This window comes from Shewanella sediminis HAW-EB3 (assembly GCF_000018025.1).
Taxonomy (GTDB): domain Bacteria; phylum Pseudomonadota; class Gammaproteobacteria; order Enterobacterales; family Shewanellaceae; genus Shewanella; species Shewanella sediminis.
Genome location: NC_009831.1, coordinates 3,842,585 through 3,864,464, shown reverse-complemented (window position 1 = coordinate 3,864,464; position 21,880 = coordinate 3,842,585). Strand labels below are relative to the sequence as shown.

General features: G+C 46.3%; 16 protein-coding genes and 1 riboswitch. Of the genes, 7 read left to right on the top strand and 9 right to left on the bottom strand.

Annotation, left to right across the window (positions count from 1 at the left end; genetic code table 11):
- Positions 1-293: 293 nt before the first annotated feature.
- Positions 294-2,342, top strand: a complete 2,049-nt coding sequence (gene fusA / locus SSED_RS16755; protein ID WP_012143534.1) for an elongation factor G — start codon at positions 294-296, stop codon at positions 2,340-2,342.
- Positions 2,343-2,969: 627 nt separating this feature from the next.
- Here the strand turns inward: fusA and SSED_RS16745 are convergent.
- The gene (locus SSED_RS16745) at positions 2,970-5,888 is read right to left on the bottom strand and encodes a cadherin-like beta sandwich domain-containing protein (RefSeq protein WP_012143533.1); all 2,919 of its coding nucleotides are present in this window, start codon (positions 5,886-5,888) and stop codon (positions 2,970-2,972) included.
- Between the two features lie 111 nt (positions 5,889-5,999).
- Positions 6,000-6,082: riboswitch (cyclic di-GMP riboswitch) on the bottom strand.
- Positions 6,083-6,731: 649 nt separating this feature from the next.
- Here SSED_RS16745 and SSED_RS16740 point away from each other — a divergent pair.
- The 5 genes from SSED_RS16740 (at position 6,732) to SSED_RS16720 (ending at position 12,171) form a co-directional block, all read left to right on the top strand.
- A complete protein-coding gene (locus tag SSED_RS16740) occupies positions 6,732-7,499 on the top strand; it encodes an outer membrane lipoprotein-sorting protein (RefSeq protein WP_012143532.1) in 768 nt (255 codons plus the stop codon).
- Between the two features lie 56 nt (positions 7,500-7,555).
- Positions 7,556-8,839, top strand: a complete 1,284-nt coding sequence (locus SSED_RS16735; RefSeq protein WP_012143531.1) for an ABC transporter permease — start codon at positions 7,556-7,558, stop codon at positions 8,837-8,839.
- The gene (locus SSED_RS16730; protein ID WP_012143530.1) at positions 8,829-10,061 is read left to right on the top strand and encodes an ABC transporter permease; all 1,233 of its coding nucleotides are present in this window, start codon (positions 8,829-8,831) and stop codon (positions 10,059-10,061) included. The genes SSED_RS16735 and SSED_RS16730 overlap by 11 nt, the downstream gene beginning before the upstream one ends.
- 134 nt (positions 10,062-10,195) lie before the next feature.
- The gene (locus tag SSED_RS16725; RefSeq protein WP_012143529.1) at positions 10,196-10,879 is read left to right on the top strand and encodes an ABC transporter ATP-binding protein; all 684 of its coding nucleotides are present in this window, start codon (positions 10,196-10,198) and stop codon (positions 10,877-10,879) included.
- On the top strand, positions 10,876-12,171 hold the full coding sequence (locus tag SSED_RS16720) for a hypothetical protein (RefSeq protein WP_012143528.1): 1,296 nt from the start codon (positions 10,876-10,878) through the stop codon (positions 12,169-12,171). Before SSED_RS16725 ends, SSED_RS16720 begins: the two co-directional genes overlap by 4 nt.
- A 130-nt stretch (positions 12,172-12,301) precedes the next feature.
- Here the strand turns inward: SSED_RS16720 and SSED_RS16715 are convergent, their stop codons facing one another.
- The 7 genes from SSED_RS16715 to SSED_RS16685 all read right to left on the bottom strand — a co-directional run bounded on the left by SSED_RS16715 (position 12,302) and on the right by SSED_RS16685 (position 18,970).
- Positions 12,302-12,526, bottom strand: coding sequence for a hypothetical protein (locus tag SSED_RS16715; RefSeq protein ID WP_041421753.1), 225 nt, complete (start codon positions 12,524-12,526; stop codon positions 12,302-12,304).
- A 230-nt stretch (positions 12,527-12,756) separates the two neighbouring features.
- On the bottom strand, positions 12,757-13,236 hold the full coding sequence (locus SSED_RS16710; RefSeq protein WP_012143526.1) for a cupin domain-containing protein: 480 nt from the start codon (positions 13,234-13,236) through the stop codon (positions 12,757-12,759).
- 189 nt (positions 13,237-13,425) lie between these two features.
- A complete protein-coding gene (locus SSED_RS16705) occupies positions 13,426-13,662 on the bottom strand; it encodes a thioredoxin family protein (RefSeq protein ID WP_012143525.1) in 237 nt (78 codons plus the stop codon).
- A gap of 4 nt (positions 13,663-13,666) precedes the next feature.
- Complete coding sequence (locus SSED_RS16700; protein WP_012143524.1) at positions 13,667-14,674, bottom strand: permease; 1,008 nt, start codon at positions 14,672-14,674, stop codon at positions 13,667-13,669.
- A 148-nt stretch (positions 14,675-14,822) separates the two neighbouring features.
- The gene (locus SSED_RS16695) at positions 14,823-15,413 is read right to left on the bottom strand and encodes a sigma-70 family RNA polymerase sigma factor (RefSeq protein ID WP_012143523.1); all 591 of its coding nucleotides are present in this window, start codon (positions 15,411-15,413) and stop codon (positions 14,823-14,825) included.
- 223 nt (positions 15,414-15,636) lie between these two features.
- The gene (locus SSED_RS16690; RefSeq protein ID WP_012143522.1) at positions 15,637-16,890 is read right to left on the bottom strand and encodes an HD-GYP domain-containing protein; all 1,254 of its coding nucleotides are present in this window, start codon (positions 16,888-16,890) and stop codon (positions 15,637-15,639) included.
- Between the two features lie 154 nt (positions 16,891-17,044).
- Positions 17,045-18,970: a methyl-accepting chemotaxis protein gene (locus SSED_RS16685; RefSeq protein ID WP_012143521.1), complete on the bottom strand. Its 1,926-nt coding sequence runs from the start codon at positions 18,968-18,970 to the stop codon at positions 17,045-17,047.
- A gap of 245 nt (positions 18,971-19,215) precedes the next feature.
- Here SSED_RS16685 and SSED_RS16680 point away from each other — a divergent pair, with 245 nt between their 5' ends.
- A complete protein-coding gene (locus SSED_RS16680; protein ID WP_012143520.1) occupies positions 19,216-20,154 on the top strand; it encodes a 4'-phosphopantetheinyl transferase family protein in 939 nt (312 codons plus the stop codon).
- A 242-nt stretch (positions 20,155-20,396) separates the two neighbouring features.
- On the opposite strand, the gene SSED_RS16675 is transcribed toward SSED_RS16680, so the two are convergent.
- Positions 20,397-21,587 carry an alginate export family protein gene (locus SSED_RS16675; RefSeq protein WP_012143519.1) on the bottom strand — a complete coding sequence of 397 codons (1,191 nt, stop codon included), beginning with the start codon at positions 21,585-21,587 and terminating at the stop codon, positions 20,397-20,399.
- Positions 21,588-21,880: the final 293 nt, after the last annotated feature.

Sequence of the window (21,880 nt, the reverse complement as noted above, 5' to 3'; positions counted from 1 at the left end):
GACTAATGGTTGAGCAGACTACCTGACCTTAGTGTTCAACACAATCACCTGGGACTTAATATTTTCCCTTTAGATTGATTTGAGCTTACACTTGTACTCTATGTGTGTGATTTTTGTTTAAAAACAGGTAAGGAAAATAAAGCGTGATCCAGGTCAAATAACAGTCACTGGTACAAGTCTATACTCTATGGTAACAACTTAATTTTCTTCACTAGTAGCTTGCTACTTTCTATTAGCAGCAATGCAAAGGTTTAATCCATTTGACTTAATTTAATGACATGAAGGAGGCCACTATGGCTGAGTTTATAACCGAGCAGATCAGAAATCTGGCGGTGCTCGGACACACAGGATCGGGTAAATCCTCTCTACTGGAGGCATTACTCTTCCGCGCTAAGGCTATTGCTCAAAAAGGCAGGGTGGATAAGGGCACAAATCATGCTGATTTCACTGCCCAGGAAAAATCCCATCGCCACAGTTTAGAACCCTCCTTCTTAAATCTAGATTTCGACAACCACCATATCAACCTTATCGACACCCCCGGCATGCCAGACTTCTTTGGCCGAGCACTATTACCCCTGCCCGGCGTTGAGTCTGTCCTGTTGGTGATCAATGCATCGACCGGTATCGAGACGCTGACTCAAAGAGCATTCGAAGCGGCTCGAACCATGGGTAAGGTGGTATTGATTGCGATTAACCACATCGATGGTAATGAAGAGAGGTTACCGGGCCTCCTCGAAGAGATTCAGCGGCGATTCGGACCTCGTTGTCTGCCGGTCAATTTACCGACAGCATCATTAGATGATGTGGTCGATTGTTATCTTCATTGTGAAGAGGGCGCCGCCGATTCACTGTTTCACTCTGCGATGTCGGCTAAAGATGATCTAATCGATACGGTACTCGAAGAAGATGAGGAGTTGATGGAGGTCTATCTCGAACAGGGAGAGTGTTTATCCCCAGAGCAGTTACATGCGCCATTGGAAGCCGCGCTACGTATGGGGCATCTGGTGCCTGTGTGTTTCACCAGTGCAGAGCAAGAGGTCGGTATTGGATCACTGCTCGAGATCATCACTAAGTTGATGCCAAGTCCATTAGAGGCTAACCCGCCTCAGTTTGTGAAAGGGGCTGGGAGCAATCTTACACCGGTGGATGTGACTCAGAATGCCAGTGACCATGTACTCGCCCATGTATTTAGGATCTCCATCGATCCCTTCTTCGGACGAATGGGCGTGTTCCGCCTCTATCAGGGTACGGTCACCGTTGGTATGAAGCTGTTTATTGGTGAGGGACGTAAACCGTTTAAAGTTACCCATATATTTAAGTTACAAGGTGATAAGCAAATTGGGGTACCGCAAGCAGTTCCTGGTGATATCTGTGCGGTGGCCAAAGTGGATGAACTTGAAGTCGGCGCCGTATTACACGACAGTCATGATGAAGATCAATTTCATCTCCCTGAGCTCAATCTTCCTCAACCTATCTTCGGTTTAGCCGTGATGCCCAAGCGTCGAGGCGATGAACAAAAGATTGCCGAAGTTTTACATAAGTTGGTTGCCGAAGATCCAAGCTTAAGTCTGGCGAAGAATGATGCTGAAGGTCAAATGATACTTCAGGGGCAGGGGGACCTGCATCTTCAGATCGCGATAGAAAAAGCCCATGACGTGTTTAATGTCGATATGGATACAGATAAACCCGCTGTCGCATATCGTGAGACGATTACCGACAGTGCTACAGCAAGGTACCGCCACAAGAAGCAATCGGGTGGCTCTGGTCAGTTTGGTGAAGTCGAGCTGACGGTAGAGCCTCTGGAAAGGGGCGCCGGTTTTGAGTTTGTCTCTAAGGTCGTGGGGGGATCGGTTCCCGGGCAGTATATTCCCGCCGTTGAAAAAGGGATAAAAGAAGCCATGATTTCAGGCGCCTTAGCCGGGTTCCCTATGCAGGATATCAAAGTCTGTTTACTCGATGGTAAGCATCATAGTGTCGACTCGAAAGAGATAGCCTTTGTGATGGCGGGTAAGAAGGCGTTTCTCGATGCGGTTGCCCAGGCAACGCCGGTGATATTAGAACCCGTCGTTGAGATGGAAGTGGTTGTCGCACAGGAACACGTGGGCGATATCACAGGTGATATCAGTTCCTGTCGAGGCATGGTATGTGGTACTCAGGCTCAGGGGAATAGTAAAGTCGTTGTCAGCGTAGAGGCGCCGCTTGCGACTGTCGATGACTATTCGACCCGACTTAAATCTATGACCGGAGGGGACGGTCAGTTCAGCATGACCTTTGCCAGATACGATATTACTCCGGACAATGTACAGAAATCATTAATCAAATCGGTAAGAGAGGTCGCCTGAGTCTGAGTTTTTACTAGCTTGGGTAATTAAGATAGACCGCAGAGATTAATCATGTAAGCTGAAGTTTAAAATAGGGCCACATAGAAGTGTGGCCCTATTTTTTACAACTCAGTCTTATCAACTATGTGGTTATGAGTAACGAAAATGGCGTTCGAAAGGCTGTAGTCACGCTCAAAAATTTATCTTCGGGTAGTCGGATTTTTCAAAGTGAACAGATGTTGGCATTATTTGCCGATGGCAAAAGGCGTGAGCCGGCACCCTATAAACAAAAATTTAAACGCGAAGAGACCATTTCGATGACGCTCTCCTTCGGCCAGCGTTTATTTCCTATTCTACAAATCTATACTCGACAGTAACTGTTATTCTACGTAGATATTCAATCTAACTATGTTCTTCACCCCTTGCGAACAATATGGAAGTTGTGAACGGCATTTTTATTGTAATCTCATACCTATAATTGTTAAGTTTTTCACCCGATATGTTCTAGTACTAATGCGGAACTAAATTTTTATGATTGAAACCTATTATTGGGATACACATGATGAACACTTGGTGCTGAGAAAGGGGCTGATGCCCATAAAAAATGCCTGACAAGCAGGCATTTTATTTTTAGCGGTATCTTATGGGTTACTGCTTAGGACCAATCTCCTTGCTAACACCATGCAGAAAGTATTCCGTTGGTGCTGCGCCGTTGGCCTGACAATAGTCGAGGGCGTATTCGGCCTGAGCCTGAATGTCGGCTTTGGCACTCTTGCTCTTACCGTGTGGTACGACTACTGTGCTACAGGTATATGCGTCCTGCTCATCGGCATCCTGCCCCTGTGTGAGTATCAGATAGACTCGACCGTCCTGATTACCACTACGCTCCTGACGAAGACGTAAAGCATCACCACTGAACTTGGCATCCGGAGCAAATCTGCCATCACCAGAACCGGGTTGTGGAACTTCACGCTCATCACTCCACACGGTCGTCTCCAGGCTTGATTTCAATTGACGGTCACAGCTGTTGACCTTCAGCTCGAAGCCGATATCGGTCATTTTGTGGTTAGGTGACCAAAGGGTATCAGTTTCTACTATATGACTTAGCTTAGGCAGGCTGTCGTCAGCTTCACAGGTGTCGGTAACCTCGACCTTGAAATCACACTGGGCGCTGTGTCCATCGGTGTCGTTGACCGAGCAGCTAACGGGGGTTCTGCCCAGAGCGAACTCGCTGCCACTGGCGGAATCACAGTCGTAGTTCAGCTTGCCAACGCCGCCTACGGCCAGGATGTCAAAGTCTACCTGAGCGCCACTTTCCAGTACCGAAACCTGCGCCCCTACATTGTTGCAGCGAACAAATTTCAGCTCGTCATAGCTGGGGAGTTCTGGTTCAGCTGGCTGCTCTGGCGTATAGGTCACATCGGCTGATACAGATGCCTCGGTACCGGCTTCGTTAGTGGCCGTTACTGTGATGTTATTGTCACCTTCATCCAGCGGAACCTCAACGTTGACTACACCATCTTCGGCGCAGTCTTGCGTACAGACAACCACTGGGTCTTCGCCATTTTTCACATAGTCAACCTTGGCGATAGGGGTTTCGGTGTTCACGTTGGCCGTGATCACTAAGGTATCACCGCTGGTCTCCTGCGGAAGCTCACCTACACTGACCTGAATCTCGGTCGAAGCCTTCACTACCTGACCACAACCTACATCCAGAGTGACCGGAGGCAGTTCGGCTAAGGTTTCGCCGCCGTTGGGATTCAATGCTCTGACCTGCGGGGTAATGTCGTATGCACCCTGAGGCAAAGTCATCACCACCAGGCCATTTGCTGCTGCGGTAGACGCATAGAGCGGGGTACCGTAAGCGCTATCGACAGTGACCTGATAGTTGGCTTGTTCTTCCTGAAAATCGCTACCTTGGAAACGGCCGATGGCTCTCAGGTTTGGTCGGTAGAAAACGCCAGAAGTGGACTTGTACGCTAACTGGATATCATTAAAACAATAGCTTCTGTCGACGGTCTGGCTCTGACCTGGGATGATATCTTGTAGCGGGATAACAAGGTCCCGGATCCGCAATTGTGAGTTTTGATAACTGCCATTGGTGTTCGCTGTTGCAGTATCGAGGAAGCTTAGCTTAAAGTCGCCGACATTCCATTTAGAGGGTTCGCCCGCCAAGCCTCCCAGGATCAACTCATAATCACCATTGAACTCACCGCTTTCGGCATTAAATTGCCCGCTAAATCCGGCACGAGCCAAGCCACCTGTAGCATCATAGGTCGCGCCTTCGCTTTTGATATAGCTACCGGAAGCCATGACATGAGAGTTTGACAGGTAGATATAATCAGGAATGCCATCGGCATTGTTGTCTCTGTCGGCATCTCGATACAGGTCGGCAAGGCCGTTGTTTGTACCATTGCCTTCAGGGCCCGCTAACGTTATCTGGCCATTTACATAGCCGGGCTTCAGTACCAGAGTGTCTGCCAGATCGACGGTTTCACCGGCGGCGACCATCACTCTGCCATTTCTGCTGTTAAGGAAGGGAGTACGCAGATATTCAGTCTGGTATCCTTTGCGCAGCGCCATTTCACCATAGACAAAATAGCCAATGCCCGGAGATACCACATCACTTGGAACCAAATTTTCAAGAGTATATTGGCCAGCACCACCAACATGATCGATGCGGTAGTTGAGGTATGGGCCATTCGTGGCATAGATACGTGACAGGTAACCACTATCGAGTACCTCTTCACCAACGACGTCAATATCACCTTCGATAGCGCCCAGCTCCATAGCTCCGTCATCGATCACACACTCGACCGGAACCACAGTATCACAGGCTGCGGTTACCTTAACTTCGCACATGTTACGTACGGTGTCGCTGAAAGCATCGAGGCCAAAGTTATACATGACGTTCACCTTGGTGACACCGTCATGGCTTTGTATCGTCAAAAACTCTTGGCTGGTGCCGTTAGGAAATGCGAAATCCTGAGCCTTGAGTTCAAAGCGATTCGAGCCGGCAGTGGTTTCCTGATAGGCCAGGGTATAGCCGCCGTTGACGGCAACAGGTTCGCCCTGGCTGCTTTTAAATTGAATATCCAACAGTGATGCACACTGCTCAAAAACGACCGAAGCATCGGTCGCCGGCTCCGGCTGTACCGGGGTGGATAGGGTAGGCGACATAAGGTAACGTTCGCCGTAATTATCCATTCGCAGATCAGGCTTAACCGAATATTGAATACCGCTCTCAGAAGACTCGACAGTCAACTGGAAATTCTGAGTCATCCCCTTGTTACCGGGTATGTTGGCAGTGTTATTCAGGATCGGGGTGTGGTCGACACTATCGGCGCGAATATAGCTGTAGGCGATCCCCTTGGCTGCACCAGTGGTGGACAGTTCATTAACAATTTGCGGATTGGTGTTAGTAAATTTTATTGTACCGTTGATCTGGTTGGGGGTGAGTTGTGCTTCGGCATTGGCCTGGGACGTCAAAGTTGCCGAGCAGGCAAGCAAGACCAACAGACTCAATTTATTCAGGGGAAAGCGCGTTGGAATATATGAATGATCCATAATAGATCTCCGTACGTTCAGAGGCTAAAAGGCCTCAATAGCTCGAAAATAATGACAGGCAAGTGAGCGGAACGAACGAATAGGGCCAAGGCCCTGAACACTCCTACTCTTTTCGGTAACCGTTCGACCCCCGCATCTCTGCCTGGGCACTGGTTTTGCGTCGCCGGGTTACCCCGGTTTTGCCTTTATCGTAGAGCAGGTAATGAGTATGAGGCTTGATGCCCGCATATCATTGGCACTTTACGAAGTGAAATGTTGCTGCCAATCAATGTATCAAAGTGTTTCGCACCTTGATTTAAGCGAACCATACCGAGTAAAAAATTCGTTGGCAAACAAAAAAATTACAACGTGAGGCAGAAAATTGGCGCATAAAAACACCCAGCCGACAGGGAATTGACAAGTGTCAGTGGATTGCTTTTTTGACGAAATAAGTAAAAACAATAACCTATTTCACAAATCAAGATTGAGGCCGAGTCGCCCATATCTTGTAAAAAGATTTAATATTTAAGTGGTCTGATGTGATCTAAAGGTTAATTTTTGTGAGGGTGACCAGGGCTGAGCCCAAGGGGCAAGGCATCCTTCTTGCCTGAATTTAGCCTAAGAACAGCATTCATTGCTTTAAATTAGCCATAAGATAATCTGAAGGAGGTGGTTACCTTAGATTACTCATTTTTTTGACGGCAAAAAATATTTTTAAATTCCACTCTAAATCAAAAAATCGTTAATTTACTTTCCCAACTTCAATCAGTGTTTCGTTTTGTGCTCAATGGGTTATAGTTGGATAGGGTTAGGTTTACTTGCTCTGTTTTTTGGGGCTGGAACAGATAACTGGAGAGTTTCAATATGCGTCTATGGGTCATGATAAAAAGCCTATTATCAGGGATGTTATTAACTGTTTTTGTATCTGGTTATGTGAACGCAGAAACTGCGTCAGATATCGTAGATAGGTCAGATGAACAGATGCGCGGCGATTCTAGCTATTCGGTGGCGACCATGAAGATCATTCGCCCCGACTGGACCCGCACCATGAGTATGAAAAGCTGGACCAAAGGTCAGGATCTGTCATTGGTTCTGGTTACCGCTCCGGCGAAAGATAAAGGTAGTGCATCTTTAAAGCGTCAAAAAGAGATGTGGAGCTGGATCCCGAGTATCGAGCGAGTCATTAAAATTGCCCCCTCGATGTTAAGTCAATCCTGGATGGGATCAGATTTTACCAATGACGACCTGATCAATCAGTCCTCTATCGTGGTGGATTATGAGCATAAATTAATCAAAGAGGAGCTGTTCGATAACGATAACACCTGGGTTATCGACGCCATCGCGAAACCCGACGCTCCAGTGGTTTGGAGTAAGGTGAGATTATGGATATCGAAGCAGACCTACCTGCAGCGTAAAGTTGAATTTATCGATGAGTTTGATGAGTTGGTTAATACCATGGAAACCTATGATGTTAAGGAGCTGGGCGGTCGCAATATTGCAACCCGTATGACGATGATCCCTGCCGATAAACCCGATCAGAGAACCGAGCTTATCACCCATGAAGCTCAGTTTAATTTTGATATTGGCGATGACTTTTTCTCGCAACAGCAGATGAAAGAATTAAGGGATTAGTCTAATGCGGTCCTAGTGTCTAGGTTCTAGGATCTCGTTCCTTTTAAGGAAATCTTATGTTAATCAAACTGGCTTGGCGAAATCTGTGGCGGCAGAAGCGGCGCACCATTTTAACGGCAATGGCGCTGGCGTTGGCACTGCTTCTTTCTCTGTTTATGCGAAGTATGCAGGAGGGGAGTTATGCCAATAATATCGAGAACAGTGCTAAATTTTCAACCGGGTTGATTCAGTTACAGCATGTTGAGTTTGCGGAGAGTCAGAGCATTGAAGATCTCCTCCCGGCAACCGATGAATTTATCGCCGCCGCCCGAAAACTGGATGATGTGGAGCGAATATTACCCAGGCTGGAGTCGTTTGCTTTAGCGGCTGCCGGCGATAAATCAAAAGGGGTAATGGTACTGGGGGTTATGCCAGCCCTTGAAGATGAATACTCAAGTATCTCCGATAAAGTGGTTGAGGGTGAGTTTATCAAGGCCGATGACAAGTCGGTACTAGTCGGTCAGGGACTTGCCGATTATCTCTCTTTGACTGTGGGTGATGAGCTAGTGCTGTATGGGCAGGGCTATCGGGGCCAGACCGCAGCGGGGCTCTACAAGATTAAAGGAATAGTACATTTCCCCCTGCCTCAGCTGGATAACCTGCTTATCTATATGCCACTGCCATTGTCACAAACACTGTTTAGCACGGGTGAGCAGGTTTCTGCATGGGTTATCGATACCAGGGAGCTGACCAAACTCGAACAGACGATGGCCGATCTGCAGCGTGCTTATTCAGCCACTTTGCTAAAGAACAGCTCGCAGCACTCTTTACTGGATAGAAATGGGAAGAGTCAGGTAAATGTACGTGACTGGGAAGATCTCGCTCCCGAGATGGCGCAGCAGATCGCCATGGATAAGGCGGGAGGCATTTTTATGATGTATCTGCTTTATGGTGTGGTGGGTTTTGGACTCTTTGCCACTATTTTAATGATGACGCTTGAGCGTTATCGAGAGTTCGGTGTGATGATGGCCACCGGGTTAGTAAGGGCCAAGTTGCTTGGTCTGGTGATACTTGAATCGAGCTTTATCTCGCTACTTGGGGTCACGATAGGGTTGGCGCTCGGAACCCCTCTGGTGGTGTGGTTCCATTATCACCCTATTGAGTTAACCGGCGAAACTGCCGAGATGATGCTGGAGTTGGGCTGGGAGCCTATCCTTCCAATGCTGTTATCACCTTGGCTGTTTATCGATCAGATTCTTATTGTGCTTGGGTTAATGTTGCTGTGCTTACTCTATCCCCTGTGGCGGATCTACCGTCTCGATCTGGTTACCGCGTTAAAGGGAGGTGGCCATGTTAATTAAACTGGCTTGGCGTAACCTATGGCGCAATAAATTACGCACCTCGATCATGTTGTCCGCGATGGCTTTTGGCTTAATTGGTGTCGTTACCATGATAGGTTTTATGAACGGTATGTATGGCAATATGATCGACAATGCCATCTCCTGGCAGACCAGCCATGTTCAGGTTCATCATCAAGGTTTTGTCGATAACCCGGAAATTAATCTGACCATTGTTGAGCCTGAGCGGATCACTGCCGAGCTGGAGAGAATGAGTGAAGTCATCGCCTGGTCTGAGCGATTTATTGTCGATGGCATGGTGGCCTCGGCGCGGTCATCCCGCGGTGTGCGGGTCAATGGTGTCGATATCGACGCAGAAGCCAGGGTGACACCGATAGCTTCAAGCGTTAAAGAGGGCAGTTGGTTACCAGCAGAAGGGCGCCATCCTGTCGTGGTGTCATCAAAAACGGCACAACGCCTGCGGTTAAAGTTAGGCTCTAAGGTCGTGATCACCTTCAGTGATGCAGACAAAGATGTCACAGGTGCAGCCTTCAGAGTTTCAGGTATTTTCAGCACCCCCTCCACTAGTTTCGACGATGGCAATATCTATGTGAGGCGATCCGATCTGATTGCTATGGCAGGTATTGAAGGCAGTCATGAGATAGCTGTGTTACTCGATGACAGCAACAGCATGTCAAATGCCTTAGCAGTCATGGTGAGGGACAAAATCCGGTTAATCACCTCTAATGAGAACAACGTCAGAGACTGGCAGCAGATACAACCTATGTTGGCGTCAATTATCGCTCAGATGGGACCGAGTAATGCCATCTTACTGGGCATATTTGTCTCAGCCATGGGGTTTGGCGTGGTCAATATCATGTTGATGTCTGTGTTTGAGAGAACCAGAGAGTTTGGGGTGTTGATGGCGGTGGGTATGCAGAAGCATAAGGTGTTTGCACTGATTATATTTGAGACTAGCCTGCTTGGTGTAACAGGAGCAACCATAGGACTGGTGTCCAGCTTAGCTTTAGTAGAGCTGTTGCAAATTACCGGTATTCCTCTGGGTAATATGGCGGAAGGCTTGGGCGCATTTGGTGTCGATACCACACTGTATCCGCAGGTCGCCGCTAGCGAGTATCGTTACATCTTTATTACTGTGGTGCTGGTCTGCGTGTTAGCGGCCCTGTACCCGGCGAGGCAGATTTTGAAACAACGCCCTGTCGATGCCATGGCTGAAAAGCATTGATAGAACAGACAGAATTTGAATTATCATTGCGGTAGCGGTTTAAATTTAGCTAATGATTTTAGTCAATATTTTCAGTTGATATTTGGGCAAGAAGTTCGTTATGACTAGTCGCTAAGATGAGGGAGAGAACGGGTATGAGTATTCAAACGACTCAGCTTCGTAAAACTTATAATCAGGATACGGATTTTCCTGTTCATGCGGTAAAGCAGCTCGACTTGAGTATTGAACAGGGGGAGTTTGTGGCTGTAATGGGGCCATCTGGCTCTGGTAAAACCACGCTGCTGAATATGATTGGCGGCATAGATATCCCTAGTGCCGGTACCGTGGTTATTGACGGCATCGATATTTGCTCACTAAAAGATCAGGCACTTATTGCCTTTCGGCGTGACAATATCGGCTTTATCTTTCAGGACTATAGCTTGTTGCCGGTACTGACAGCCCTTGAAAATGTTGAATTTGTGATGCAACTGCAGGGACACAGTGAGAAGGAGTGCAGAGCGCGGGCTATCGCCTTGTTGAATCAGGTCGGGCTCGGGGATCAGTTACATAAAATACCATCGAAACTCTCCGGCGGGCAGCAACAGAGAGTGGCCGTCGCGCGAGCATTAGCACCGAGCCCCAGATTTGTGATGGCCGATGAGCCAACGGCTAATCTGGATGCTAAAAGCACGGCGGAACTACTCGATATAATGCAGCAGCTCAACGAGAAGGAGGGCACAACCTTTATCTTCTCGACCCATGATCCCAGGGTGATAAAACGGGCCAGAAGGGTGATCGTATTCGAAGATGGTCAGTTGACCGAGGACAGAGCTCAATGAAGCCTGTTTGGGGTTGTTGTTTATCTCTTATAGTGGCATTAGCCGCTACACAGAGCCGAGCCGCTCCCATTCCCGGCCTCGAGCCCGCCTCGAACTGGGATCTCGATGGTTATGTGAAATATATGGGCACAGGCACCTTTCCCGATACCAGCGCGGATCTTAGCGATCACCTGCTGCATCAAAGATTCAACTTTGAATATCGATTCGACAGTTCGTTAAGAATCAATATCGGCATGAGGAATAGAGTCTTCTACGGGGATACCTCGAAAACGCCGGGTTATGGAGATTTAATCGAGTTTGACCCGGGGTATTGGGAGATGTCATCGACCTGGATGGACAGGGATGGCTGGGTCGGCAATAGTCAGTTTGATCGTGCATATGTTAATTGGTCGCCAGGGGATGATTGGCAGCTGAGGGTGGGGCGTTTTCGCATCAATTGGGCCATGACAACCTTGTGGAACCCCAATGATATTTTTAATGCCTACTCGATTTACGACTTCGATTATGAGGAACGTGCCGGCGCAGATGCGGTGCTGATTAGTCGAAAACTGGGTTTTGCCAGTTCACTCAATCTTGTATATAACCCCAATCAGGACAGCGACCTCAATAGCTTTGCGGCGCGATACCTGTTTAATTCAGATGGTTGGGATATGCAGTTATTACTGGGTAAATCCGGCTTCGACCGCATCTTAGGGGCAGGCTTTGCGGGTGATATATCCGGTGCGGGCTTTCGTGGGGAGTTTACCTATTTCGATCCTATCTATGATCATTGGCCAAGATTGCCTGAAGTTGAAAGTGGTATAAATAGGCTGCCATCTAATATCTCCGACAGGGGGGGACTTTTCAGGCCGATCTCTATATCCCCTTCTCTGTCAGCGCTCTCTCCTGATGAGTTGGAGGCGACCAGTGTTTCGACACTCGAGGCCGATTACAGTTTTATCGGCAGGCGTAATTGGTTGATCAGAGGTTCGGTCCTGCATATATCAAATCCGACTGAGTCAGATAGCGCCTTGCTTTACCTTAATCTGCCGTTGACGGCCAGAACCTTGAGCTTTACCGATTGGACCTACTATTTCGATCTGGGTTTCGATATCTCATCCCTCAGCCGATTAACCTTGACGACCAGCTATTACCAGGATGGCTCCTATTTTATCGGGGCAAACGGCAGTTACTCTCTGGCCGATGACTGGCAACTATTAATGGTACTGCAACGCTTCGACGGCAGTAGCGATAGCCTGTTTGGCAAAACGGCTGCGACACTTGGATTTGTACAGCTTAAGTGGAGCTTTTAGGGTAGGTTTTCTTCGGGAGAGGAACTGGCTTGGTTATAGGAGAGAGTATAAACGTCTTTGATTGAGCCGACCCCCGACTCATTTCAAAGACGTTAAACTATCTGCTAAAAAGATGTTGATTTAGCAGGGATCACTCTTTGTCGTTCAAGTGTTTGACGATGGTTTCTGCCGCCTCATTCTCGGTGGCTTTCTCTTTAGTGCATTCAATATTGGCAGTTGGAGTAACGCCGGTGGCTTCTTCTGCAATATGTAACCAGTCCGGATGCCAATAGAAGCTGGCTCCGCCTATGGTGCTCCAATTACGCACTCCGCCTTTTTCACCTTGATAAATCAAATCTTGTATCTTATATGACATTGTTTAACCCCGATAAATATTTGTTATTAGAGTGTGTCATCCTGCGCTTAATGATATTTATTGTTTGGGAACTTGGTCACAAATAGAGGTTTTATCTGGATTGTTTTAAATTTTTGGAGGAAAGTTCCGGTTTGTTCTGCTACCGCTGGTGGTTGTCGGGAGCCTGATCAAAAGAGTCATCAGAATAGTGGCCAGTTGACTGGCCATTTTCCAATGAGTTAGCCACGATGCTAGTCTTGTGGGCGGCTTAAGCGACGAATAACCTCTTCATGCTGTGGATATTCGGCCAATAAACTTTCCTGACTGAAAAGCTCAAAGTCATCGAAGGTAAATCCGGGAGAAACCATGCAGCCTACAAGCGAGAAGCCGGATTGATTCATTGCGGAGCCAAATATACATCCTTTCGGTACCAGAAATTGTGGCCGCTCACCTGCCGCAAGATCCAGTCCCAGCTGCGCCGTCGTTAACTCTCCATCCTCAGCAATCATATAGATGGTTAATGACTCCCCCGCATGGAAGTACCACATCTCGTCGGCAGTTAAGCGGTGAAAGTGCGAAACTTCTCCGGTTCGTAGCAGGAAGTAGATGCTGCTCCATAACGCTCTTTTGTCGTCGAAACGGCTTTGAGAAGTAAAAGAGGAGCGATAGTAGCCCCCCTCGACATGTTGCTCCAACGCCAGTGCCTGAATGAATTCATCTGCTTTTTGCATACTGATTGCTCTCGATATAGATGGTTTTACTGAGTGTATGTCAGAGCTCTTTCAAACTCAGCATCGATAGCTAAAAAGTTAGAACTGATATCCATTTTCTTTTAAGGGAGGGGAATGTCCAATTTTAAATATGAGAGAAGCTAGCTGGTATTTACTAACCAACTAACTTCTTTAAGCTGATAATTGGTATTAATCGACGAACCAGGACTCGACGAGTTCTCGGGTCGGAACACTGCCCTTGTGTATCAACTGCTCATCTATGATCACCGCGGGTGTCGACATCACCCCGTACGCCATGATTTGTGATAGATCCTCAACCTTCTCAAGATTGATTTCTACACCGTTTGCCTCGGCTATCTCTTTAATAATCTGAGCCGTTGTTTTGCAGTTGGTACAACCTGAACCTAAAACTTTGATATTTTTCAAAATACTATCCTAATAAGTGTGGAGAGAAAGCATTGAACACCCAACCAACAAGGGTAAAGGCAGTCAACAGAACAAAAAACAGAGTGGCTAACAGACGCCATTGCATAACCTGTTTCAGCAAGATGAATTCAGGAAAGCTGGCTGCAACTGTACTCATACAAAATGCCAACGTGGTACCAATGGGCAAACCATTGATGATAAGGCTTTCCATTACAGGTATGACGCCTGTGGCGTTAGAGTATAACGGGATCCCGAGCAGTACGGCAGCAGGTACTGACCACCACTGTCCCTGACCTAAATGGGACTCTATCCAGCCTGCGGGAACAAAGCCATGAAGCGCCGCGCCAAGTCCCACGCCGATAAATACCCACTTCCATACCCGTTTGAAAATTTGAATCGTTTCCTGTTTCGCAAACTCGTGTCGCTCTTTCAGCGTCAGTTTTTGAGTTTGGACCAGATGAGCTTCAATACCTTTCGCCTGTTGATTCTGCCCACGCTTTAAGGCGTCAGCGGCAAAAGACTGTAACCAACGTTCTGCCTTTATAGCATCGAGAAACAGACCACCTAACATGCCTACAGACATGCCTACAGCGATATATAGCAGGGTGAACTTCCACCCCAGTAGGCTCATTAAGAGCAATACCGCAACTTCATTGATTAAGGGAGAGGTGATCAGAAATGCCATAGTGATCCCAAGTGGGATCCCCGCAGAGGTGAAGCCTAAAAAAACAGGAATACTCGAGCAGGAGCAGAAAGGGGTGATCACACCAAACATCGAGCCAAGCATATAGCCGACAAAGCGATTTTTACCGGCCAGATAATCACGAACCCGCTCGACATCTAACGAGGCCCGAATGACCCCAATGACGTAGATCATCACTATCAAGAGCACAAATATCTTGCTGGTATCTTCTACAAAGAAATGTGCCGCATCGCCCAGCTTCGTCTCGGTTTGTAAGCCGAGCAGATCGAAGACCAGCCAGTTGGCAAATTCAGTGAAAATTTGGAACATTGATTACCCCATTACAGCTTTTTACCGATTGGTATTAGTCGCGTTACTGTTCAGGCTAATATTTAAATTGAAATTCATTGAGCCTGAATTTGATTTACCTATAAGACGAAACTAAGTTGCAAAGGATGCATAAAAAAATAAAATATTTTTATTTTCGTGGTGTGTAGCAGCAAACGTTTTGATTTTCATCCAGTTTGACTTGGCAGGAGTTGCTCAGTTGTTGTTTAAGTTTTAAACGGGCCCTAAGCAGACGTGATTTAGTCGCACTGAGGGTGAGCCCATGGCGAGTGGCGTACTCTCCCTGAGGCATACCGTGAATATCGCACGCTTCGATGATTTCACAGTCCTGTGGCGGGAGTTCATTTAACACTCTGGGTAAACAGTTGGCTAATTTATCGACAACATCTTTATCGATGACATACTTATCGGTGAGGTAGGACTCTGACTCCTTGAGTTCCACATCTTCAACCATAGGTAACACTTGCTGTTTCCTGGCATGGTCAACAAGCAGGTTTCCAGCGACTCTGAATAACCATGCCTTGGTATTTCGAATGTCGCAGAATGCTTGTTTTTGGTCCATGGCACGAATAAAGACGTCATGTAATATATCTTGGGCCAGGGAGTCGTCGCGGGTTTGGCTTTTTAACCAAAATGACAATGGACTCTGATGTTGAAGCCAGGCCTCCATCAGGCAAGGCATGGTGTTGTTTTCATTGGGAGTCAAATTGGGTTCTTTCATTAGGCTTACAATCACGCCAACTTTAATCTGATAATAGATAAAAAAGTATCATACAAGCCAGATGAAGCATAACCCTGTCTTTGAAAAGTGAGAAGAGAGCGCAACCTAGGAAATATGGAAGGCCGGCAGCTCTCCACTCCTTTTGACCTACTAACCCTTATTTCAGAGCCCGAGGCTATTTGCTTAGTGCGTAGGGCCGTTACAAGCCATGCGTACAGGGAAGCTACGGGTTAGCTCCGCGAATGCTATCGCCAATGGCTATGCTGAAGCACCTCTCTTCGTGGCCGATTGCCAGATTGACGACATCGGCGTCCAGCTTACCGTTATTGGTAAAGTTTTCTAAAATTTTGCGTACCTCATCTAATTTCATGCCATCCCTGTAGGGCCGGTCTTGTACTAAGGCCTGAAAAATATCGGCAACGGCAATGATCCTGGCCTCTACGCTCAACTCTTTTTTGTTGGGGTGAAACGGGTAGCCGACACCGTTGAGTCCCTCATGGTGGAAGGCCGCCCAGTGAGCAATTTCATCGAGTCCATCTATATGACGAAGAATTTCAAAGGTTTCGTAGCTGTGCTGCTTCATGATTGAGAGCTCAATCTCATTGAGTGGGCCGGGTTTTTCTAAAATGCTGTCTGGTGTGTGCAGTTTGCCGAGATCATGCAGTAAGCCTGCAACTTCTATTTTTTCGCACTGTTCAGCAGATAAACCATAGATTGACGCAAGGTAACGGGCTAGCTGAGCCACCCTGATAGAGTGCTGTGCGGTAAAAGAGCTCTTCTGATCGACGATATAAGCCAAGATCAAGGAGAGCTGTTTAAGCTGAGCGATGCTTAATAACTGGCTGGTTTTTAACTGGCCCATGTCCCATGTATAACGGGTGATGTGACGGTTTTCCAATGCAATCCAGAAGGCTTCAGATGCTTCCAGTTCTGTGAAAGCATCGATCAGTTTAGGAGCAAAATAGCTGCCGGAATAATTAACGATGGTATTTACTATCTCTTTTCTGGCAAGCAAGATATCGGATTCATAATGTGTGGCAGCCATGATATCGATGCGATCCGCAAGGAAGATGAGGTTGGCCATGCGTGCATCTTGTTGAGTCAGATCTATCTGCTTTAGTTTTTCCCAGGGGGTGTGATGATACAAAATCGGCGTGGCAAATTTTGACAATGGCTCAAAATCTTTTAATAAACGATAGCCAATTTTGCAGTGAATATCGGCGTCACTCCAGTCAAAATAGTTGACCAGATTTGTATGCATCTGCTCGGTGGAAACGCCGCAATCGTGGAGTAAGCCCAGTTCAAATGCATACTGGATCTCACCGTCACTGAAACCGACTTGATGCCCGATCTGGCTGGCGATATAGCCGACGCGTTTACCGTGGTTTGTATCGTTCATCCCGACTTGAGAAACTGCGGTCTCAATCGCAATAATCATCTGACGAAGATCTACCTGTAACTGTGAAAGCGAACTCATTACGTCACCTTGATTTTATAGCATTTTTAAACCTTTATTGGCTATAAAACTCCATGTGTATAGCTCTCATACAGAAATGAAAGCTACTCCAAAATGTATATTATTGAGTTTAGTTCAATTTTCTATTCTTGTGGCTTTCTTTACTCCGGTTAAATTAAGCACTCAGCTTGAAGTGAGAACACGCTTCCTGCAGTGATGAACTAGACTCCATCAGTTGATGACACTGGTTAACCGTCTCTACCGCCGTTTGAGAGGTCGAGTGAATAACATTATCAATGTTATGTAATCCTTGATTGAGCTCGATAGCCGCTGCCGTGTGTTCTTCAGTGCCTTGGGCGACGAGTGACATCTGCAGGGCGGTTTCATTCATCTGATTGACGATCCGATTGAATGTCGCCGCGCTCTTGAGTGAGTCGTGCTCGCCTGTGCTAATTTTACTTATGATCTCCTTGATTAATATTGAACTGCGCTCCGCCGCCTCACTCGAACGTAGTGCCAGATTACGTACCTCCTCGGCGACTACTGAAAAGCCCCGTCCGTGCTCGCCGGCTCTCGCCGCTTCTATAGCGGCATTGAGAGAGATAAGGTTGGTCTGTGACGCTATCTGAGTAATGTCAGCCATGATCTGCTCAATTCTGGCTCCTGAGTGAGCGATCTCTTGCATGGATTGAGTTAATTTTTCCATGGACACCAACCCAAGCTTTGCTTCACTTAAGGCTTGTTGAGAATGTGAATGCAGACTCGAGACTGAATCGGAATTTAAGGTGATCTGACTTTCGATCTGATTCATTGCCGCACTTGTTGATTCGATTGATTTTGCTTGAATGCTGGTTCCGTCGGCGACCAAGTTCCCGTGCTGGGCCAACTGCATCGAACTGTTATCTATTACACCGGCTTTAGTAATCACGTTAGCAATAATTTGGTTAAGGTCACTTTGCATTTTTTTCAATGAATGACCAAGTTTATCGACACTACTGCAGGGTACTATGTTTCCCCTTAGATTACCGTTAGCGATATCACCTGCATGAGAGATATGATTTTTTTGCACCTTGATCAGCCGTTGCAGAGCATTGGCGATTTGACCTAACTCATCCTCTCTATTGAGTAGCTTTACCCAAGGTGTCTTAGAAATTGATTGGAGTTCAATATCTCCCTTTGCAAGATCATCGATAGCCGATACTAAAATGTGGATCATTTTGGAAATATGGTTGATTAATAGTATTAACACGCTTAAAACGACGATTGCAGTCAATATGGTTATGGCTAAGCTTGAGTATATCATTCGATTTTCGGCTATGAGTATCGGTGACTGCTTACTACCTGAGATGACAACCCAGCCTGTATTTTCTTCTCTCTCAATCCAACCAGTGTAGGGCTCATCACCCTCATGCCAGTCGATGAGTCCGTTCTGTTTACACAAAGAGGAGTATTGTTGGCTCTTATTACGGACTAATTCCGAATTCGGGTGGGCCAGGGGGGTGCAGTCACTGTTTAAAATAAAGCTTAAGTTATCCTTATCTTGCTCCGTGATATTAATGTAGCGATTGTAAAATTCGCCCAGAGGTAAGCTGATAAACAAGACGTCCTCAAACCTGGTCCTTGCCGATATAGTCAGTAAGGGCTTACCGTCAATACGGCTCAGTCTGGGCGGGGCAACATAGAGCTCGGCACCCTGCTTAATTTCATTGAAGTAATTCATCTTATGATAGTCAGAGCCGATACGCTCAGGATTGCTGGCAGATATCGCAACTCCGTTGGTGTCGAGCAGTGCGGCGTTTCTAAGATGATAGTTAGTTGCAAATCGGGTTAAATTTTCCGAAAGATCTACTACATCATTGGGGCTTTGTTTTAGTCTAATTACATCGGGAGCATTTTGAGCCAGGGAGGTCGCGAGTTGAGTGTTTAAAAAATACCAATTACTTAGGTTTTTAACGAGCAATGCATGGGACGATTTCACTTTTACTTCGTTGAGTTGGTGGATCTGTTGACTCGACTCCTGAGTCGAGAAGAGTGTCACGCCCAGTAAACCGACTAAGATCACCGGGAGAACGCAACGAATAAACTGTCCTTTAATCTGCATCACACACCTCAATTAGATTCTTATTTTATGACTCTATTCTTACATGTTGAAAATTTTAGTTGTATGATCTGGTCGAGATTAGTTGGGTGTATTTAACTGTGGTTTATGTTTGAGTTCACAGTTTTATGCTTGCCTGAAAGATTATAAGGCGACTTAACGAAAGCGAGATGAGCTGTTAATATCGACTCACTTTTAGCAAGCCACTTTTTAGCAATCCACTTTTAGCAACCCATTTTGGAGTTCGTTTGGCACCTAAATTATTACAACCTTGTTCATTGCCGACAGTTAAGCTCTACTTTTGTCCTCTGGATTTTACCTCGATGAACTTTGCGCAAGCTCAAATCATTCAATCTTGGCTGAGTGAAGATGAGTCGGTAAAGGTATCGCGTTATATTCAGCTCACTGCACGGGATAAAGGGTTAATGGTGCGCGGGTATCTGCGTGGTATCTTGTCGATCTGTTCAGGGTATAAACATGATGAGCTTATAGGTGACAAGGGGATCGCCCCCGGCGATTGGCGCTTTCAATATGGAGAGAAGGGCAAACCAAGCTTGGTTCCTGAGCAGAGGGAGATGACGGGGCTGGAATTTAATATCAGCCACAGCGGTAATTGGTTAGTCATCGCTGTAATCAAACAGTCAAGTGGTCAATCAGGCTCTTTAGGGGCTGCGTCTATGTCAGAGAATATCGAGCTTGGTGTCGATATCGAGCGCTATCGGACAAGTACCAATATCTATCCGATATTGAATCATTACTTTACTCAAGATGAGTCTGAGTCGTTATTGGCGCTGGATGAAGACGCTCAACGTGAGCGATTCTTCGACCTCTGGGCGCTGAAAGAGTCTTATATAAAGGCTAAAGGCTTAGGTTTAGCCCTGTCGCTTAAATCATTTAGTTTTGGGTTTAGCCATGCAACGGACCATGAGTTAGCCCTATATGAAGATAACACGCTTATCGAAACATTAAGTGTGCTGAGTAACCTGGAGCTTAACTTCCATAAAGAGTCGTCTCTTACAGAGTCGAAGCGAGATGCTGTTAGCAAATCTGCAAGTGATGAGTGGTCACTGTTTTTAGGACGGTTAAATTCAGAGTATCGTTTCGCCGTCAGTATTGGCTCTGCAGGTGACTTGGGTTTAGAGGCGCATAAAATGGATCTGAGTCGTTTGCTGACTCGATATCAATAAGCCATTACTTCGAATAAATTAAGAAGAAAAAAGAGCAGGGAGTTTAGCTATTACCAAAGGGTAATCGCTATCAGTCCTGCTCAAAAGGGAGTGAGAAGAGCGTCTTTTGTTTAATGTATGTCCTAATTAAACAGTGTCTCTGATTTTATATTCAAAAACAGAGCCGACCCTCTAATGCACTTTTTGCCTGGTATAGCTAAGTACTAAGTTCTAACTACTTAGTACTTTTGCTTAGTACTTTTTTAGTACTTAGCTTGAAGCGTTAGCCATAGCTTATCGGTATCATTCGAGAAACCATAACCGGCATCGGCGCCGCTAAAGCTGGCATACTTAACACCAACACTGTAGTGCTTAGCGAATGGGTATGTTGCGGCAACGCCCCACTCTTTACCCATGTCGATGTCGCCGTAGTCAGATTCGAACTTGTGGTATTTTGCCAGTAACTTAAGGCCTGCAAGTTTTGCAGTTAAGATAACATGCGTATCTACAATACCATTTTCCCAGTTACCCTTGCCGCCGAATAGGAACTTATCGGTCCAACCGTTGAAGGCATGCAGGGTTGCCAGCGGAGTGATAAAGCCGGCTGCGCCGTCATCAGATCCCAGAACTTCGTAGCCAACTTTAGCGCCGAATGCACCGAAACCAATTCCAGCGCCTAACTTGTAGTAGTCTGCTGTATATTTAGTCGGGTTATCGCCACCTTCAGATTGTTGGGCATATTCAGCTTCATAGCTAAGCTTAATTGCGTCCAGCTTTAGTTTGCCTGTTGCACGAACACCATAGGTATCGGTAGAGAAAGCAGCAACGTTGCTGTTATCAATCAGGTATGCGTAACCTGTGATATTGGCAATATCACCCGCTTTATAGTTCAGGTTGAGTAGGCTTGTTTCGTTTGTGTGCGACTCTTTTCCTGAACCTTCAGGGAAGATACGGTTTACATTATTCACATATGAGTAGTAAGCCGTTAAATTTTCAATCGCTGTATTTTTTACCGAAAATGCATCGTAAGTTTGTTCATTCTGACGGAAGCCTACACCACCAACGAAACGTTGGTTGTCCAGCAGGATACGCTGACGACCATATTTCAATAGTGTTTCTGCAGGCGCCTTATAACCAATGAAGGCTTGGTTAATTTGCGTGTACTCATAATCGGCAATGAGTGGCTCATTATCGGTTGAGCGAACATCGTCAACTTCTGCTAGCGCGAAGAAGTTATAGATATCACCTGTCTTGTAATTTAAGCGAGTACGGATGGTTGTTTGATCTTGTTTATCAACAGTATCGACATCAGCCTGTTCGAAACGTAAACGGAATTGAACTTTTACTTCAGAATCATCAATAAATGCTTTCTTTAGTGGGTCGACAGTGTCTGCTGCGACAGCGGAAGAAGCTAAACCAGCTAAAATTGCTAGGGTAAGTGCACGAACTTTCATTTTACAGTCCTTTTGTTTCATTATTGTTTCGTCATCATCTCAGGAGTGTTATACGCCTTGTTGCACTATGGTTTTCTTGATCTGAAACAAGTCTGGAGATTTTTTCAGATCTATAGTGGGTAATTGTGATTAAGATCAATAGCTTGTACTTATAAGGAGGTACTCCTAAAGTAGTATTTTATTGGCTTGTGCTAAAGTAGAGTCCGGTTAGTTGTTTGGTTTTTGTTGAATTGGTATCTGTCGGCGTAACAGATATTTCCGTTGTGAGCATCATCAGCGTGTGCTGATTGCAA

Coding starts and splice junctions, on each gene's coding strand:
- SSED_RS16745 (WP_012143533.1), bottom strand. CDS start 5,888: ATGGATCATTCATATATTCCAACGCGCTTTCCCCTGAATAAATTGAGT.
- SSED_RS16690 (WP_012143522.1), bottom strand. CDS start 16,890: ATGAGTTCGCTTTCACAGTTACAGGTAGATCTTCGTCAGATGATTATT.
- fusA (WP_012143534.1), top strand. CDS start 294: ATGGCTGAGTTTATAACCGAGCAGATCAGAAATCTGGCGGTGCTCGGA.
- SSED_RS16735 (WP_012143531.1), top strand. CDS start 7,556: ATGTTAATCAAACTGGCTTGGCGAAATCTGTGGCGGCAGAAGCGGCGC.
- SSED_RS16740 (WP_012143532.1), top strand. CDS start 6,732: ATGCGTCTATGGGTCATGATAAAAAGCCTATTATCAGGGATGTTATTA.
- SSED_RS16710 (WP_012143526.1), bottom strand. CDS start 13,236: ATGCAAAAAGCAGATGAATTCATTCAGGCACTGGCGTTGGAGCAACAT.
- SSED_RS16695 (WP_012143523.1), bottom strand. CDS start 15,413: ATGAAAGAACCCAATTTGACTCCCAATGAAAACAACACCATGCCTTGC.
- SSED_RS16715 (WP_041421753.1), bottom strand. CDS start 12,526: ATGTCATATAAGATACAAGATTTGATTTATCAAGGTGAAAAAGGCGGA.
- SSED_RS16725 (WP_012143529.1), top strand. CDS start 10,196: ATGAGTATTCAAACGACTCAGCTTCGTAAAACTTATAATCAGGATACG.
- SSED_RS16700 (WP_012143524.1), bottom strand. CDS start 14,674: ATGTTCCAAATTTTCACTGAATTTGCCAACTGGCTGGTCTTCGATCTG.
- SSED_RS16720 (WP_012143528.1), top strand. CDS start 10,876: ATGAAGCCTGTTTGGGGTTGTTGTTTATCTCTTATAGTGGCATTAGCC.
- SSED_RS16685 (WP_012143521.1), bottom strand. CDS start 18,970: ATGCAGATTAAAGGACAGTTTATTCGTTGCGTTCTCCCGGTGATCTTA.
- SSED_RS16675 (WP_012143519.1), bottom strand. CDS start 21,587: ATGAAAGTTCGTGCACTTACCCTAGCAATTTTAGCTGGTTTAGCTTCT.
- SSED_RS16730 (WP_012143530.1), top strand. CDS start 8,829: ATGTTAATTAAACTGGCTTGGCGTAACCTATGGCGCAATAAATTACGC.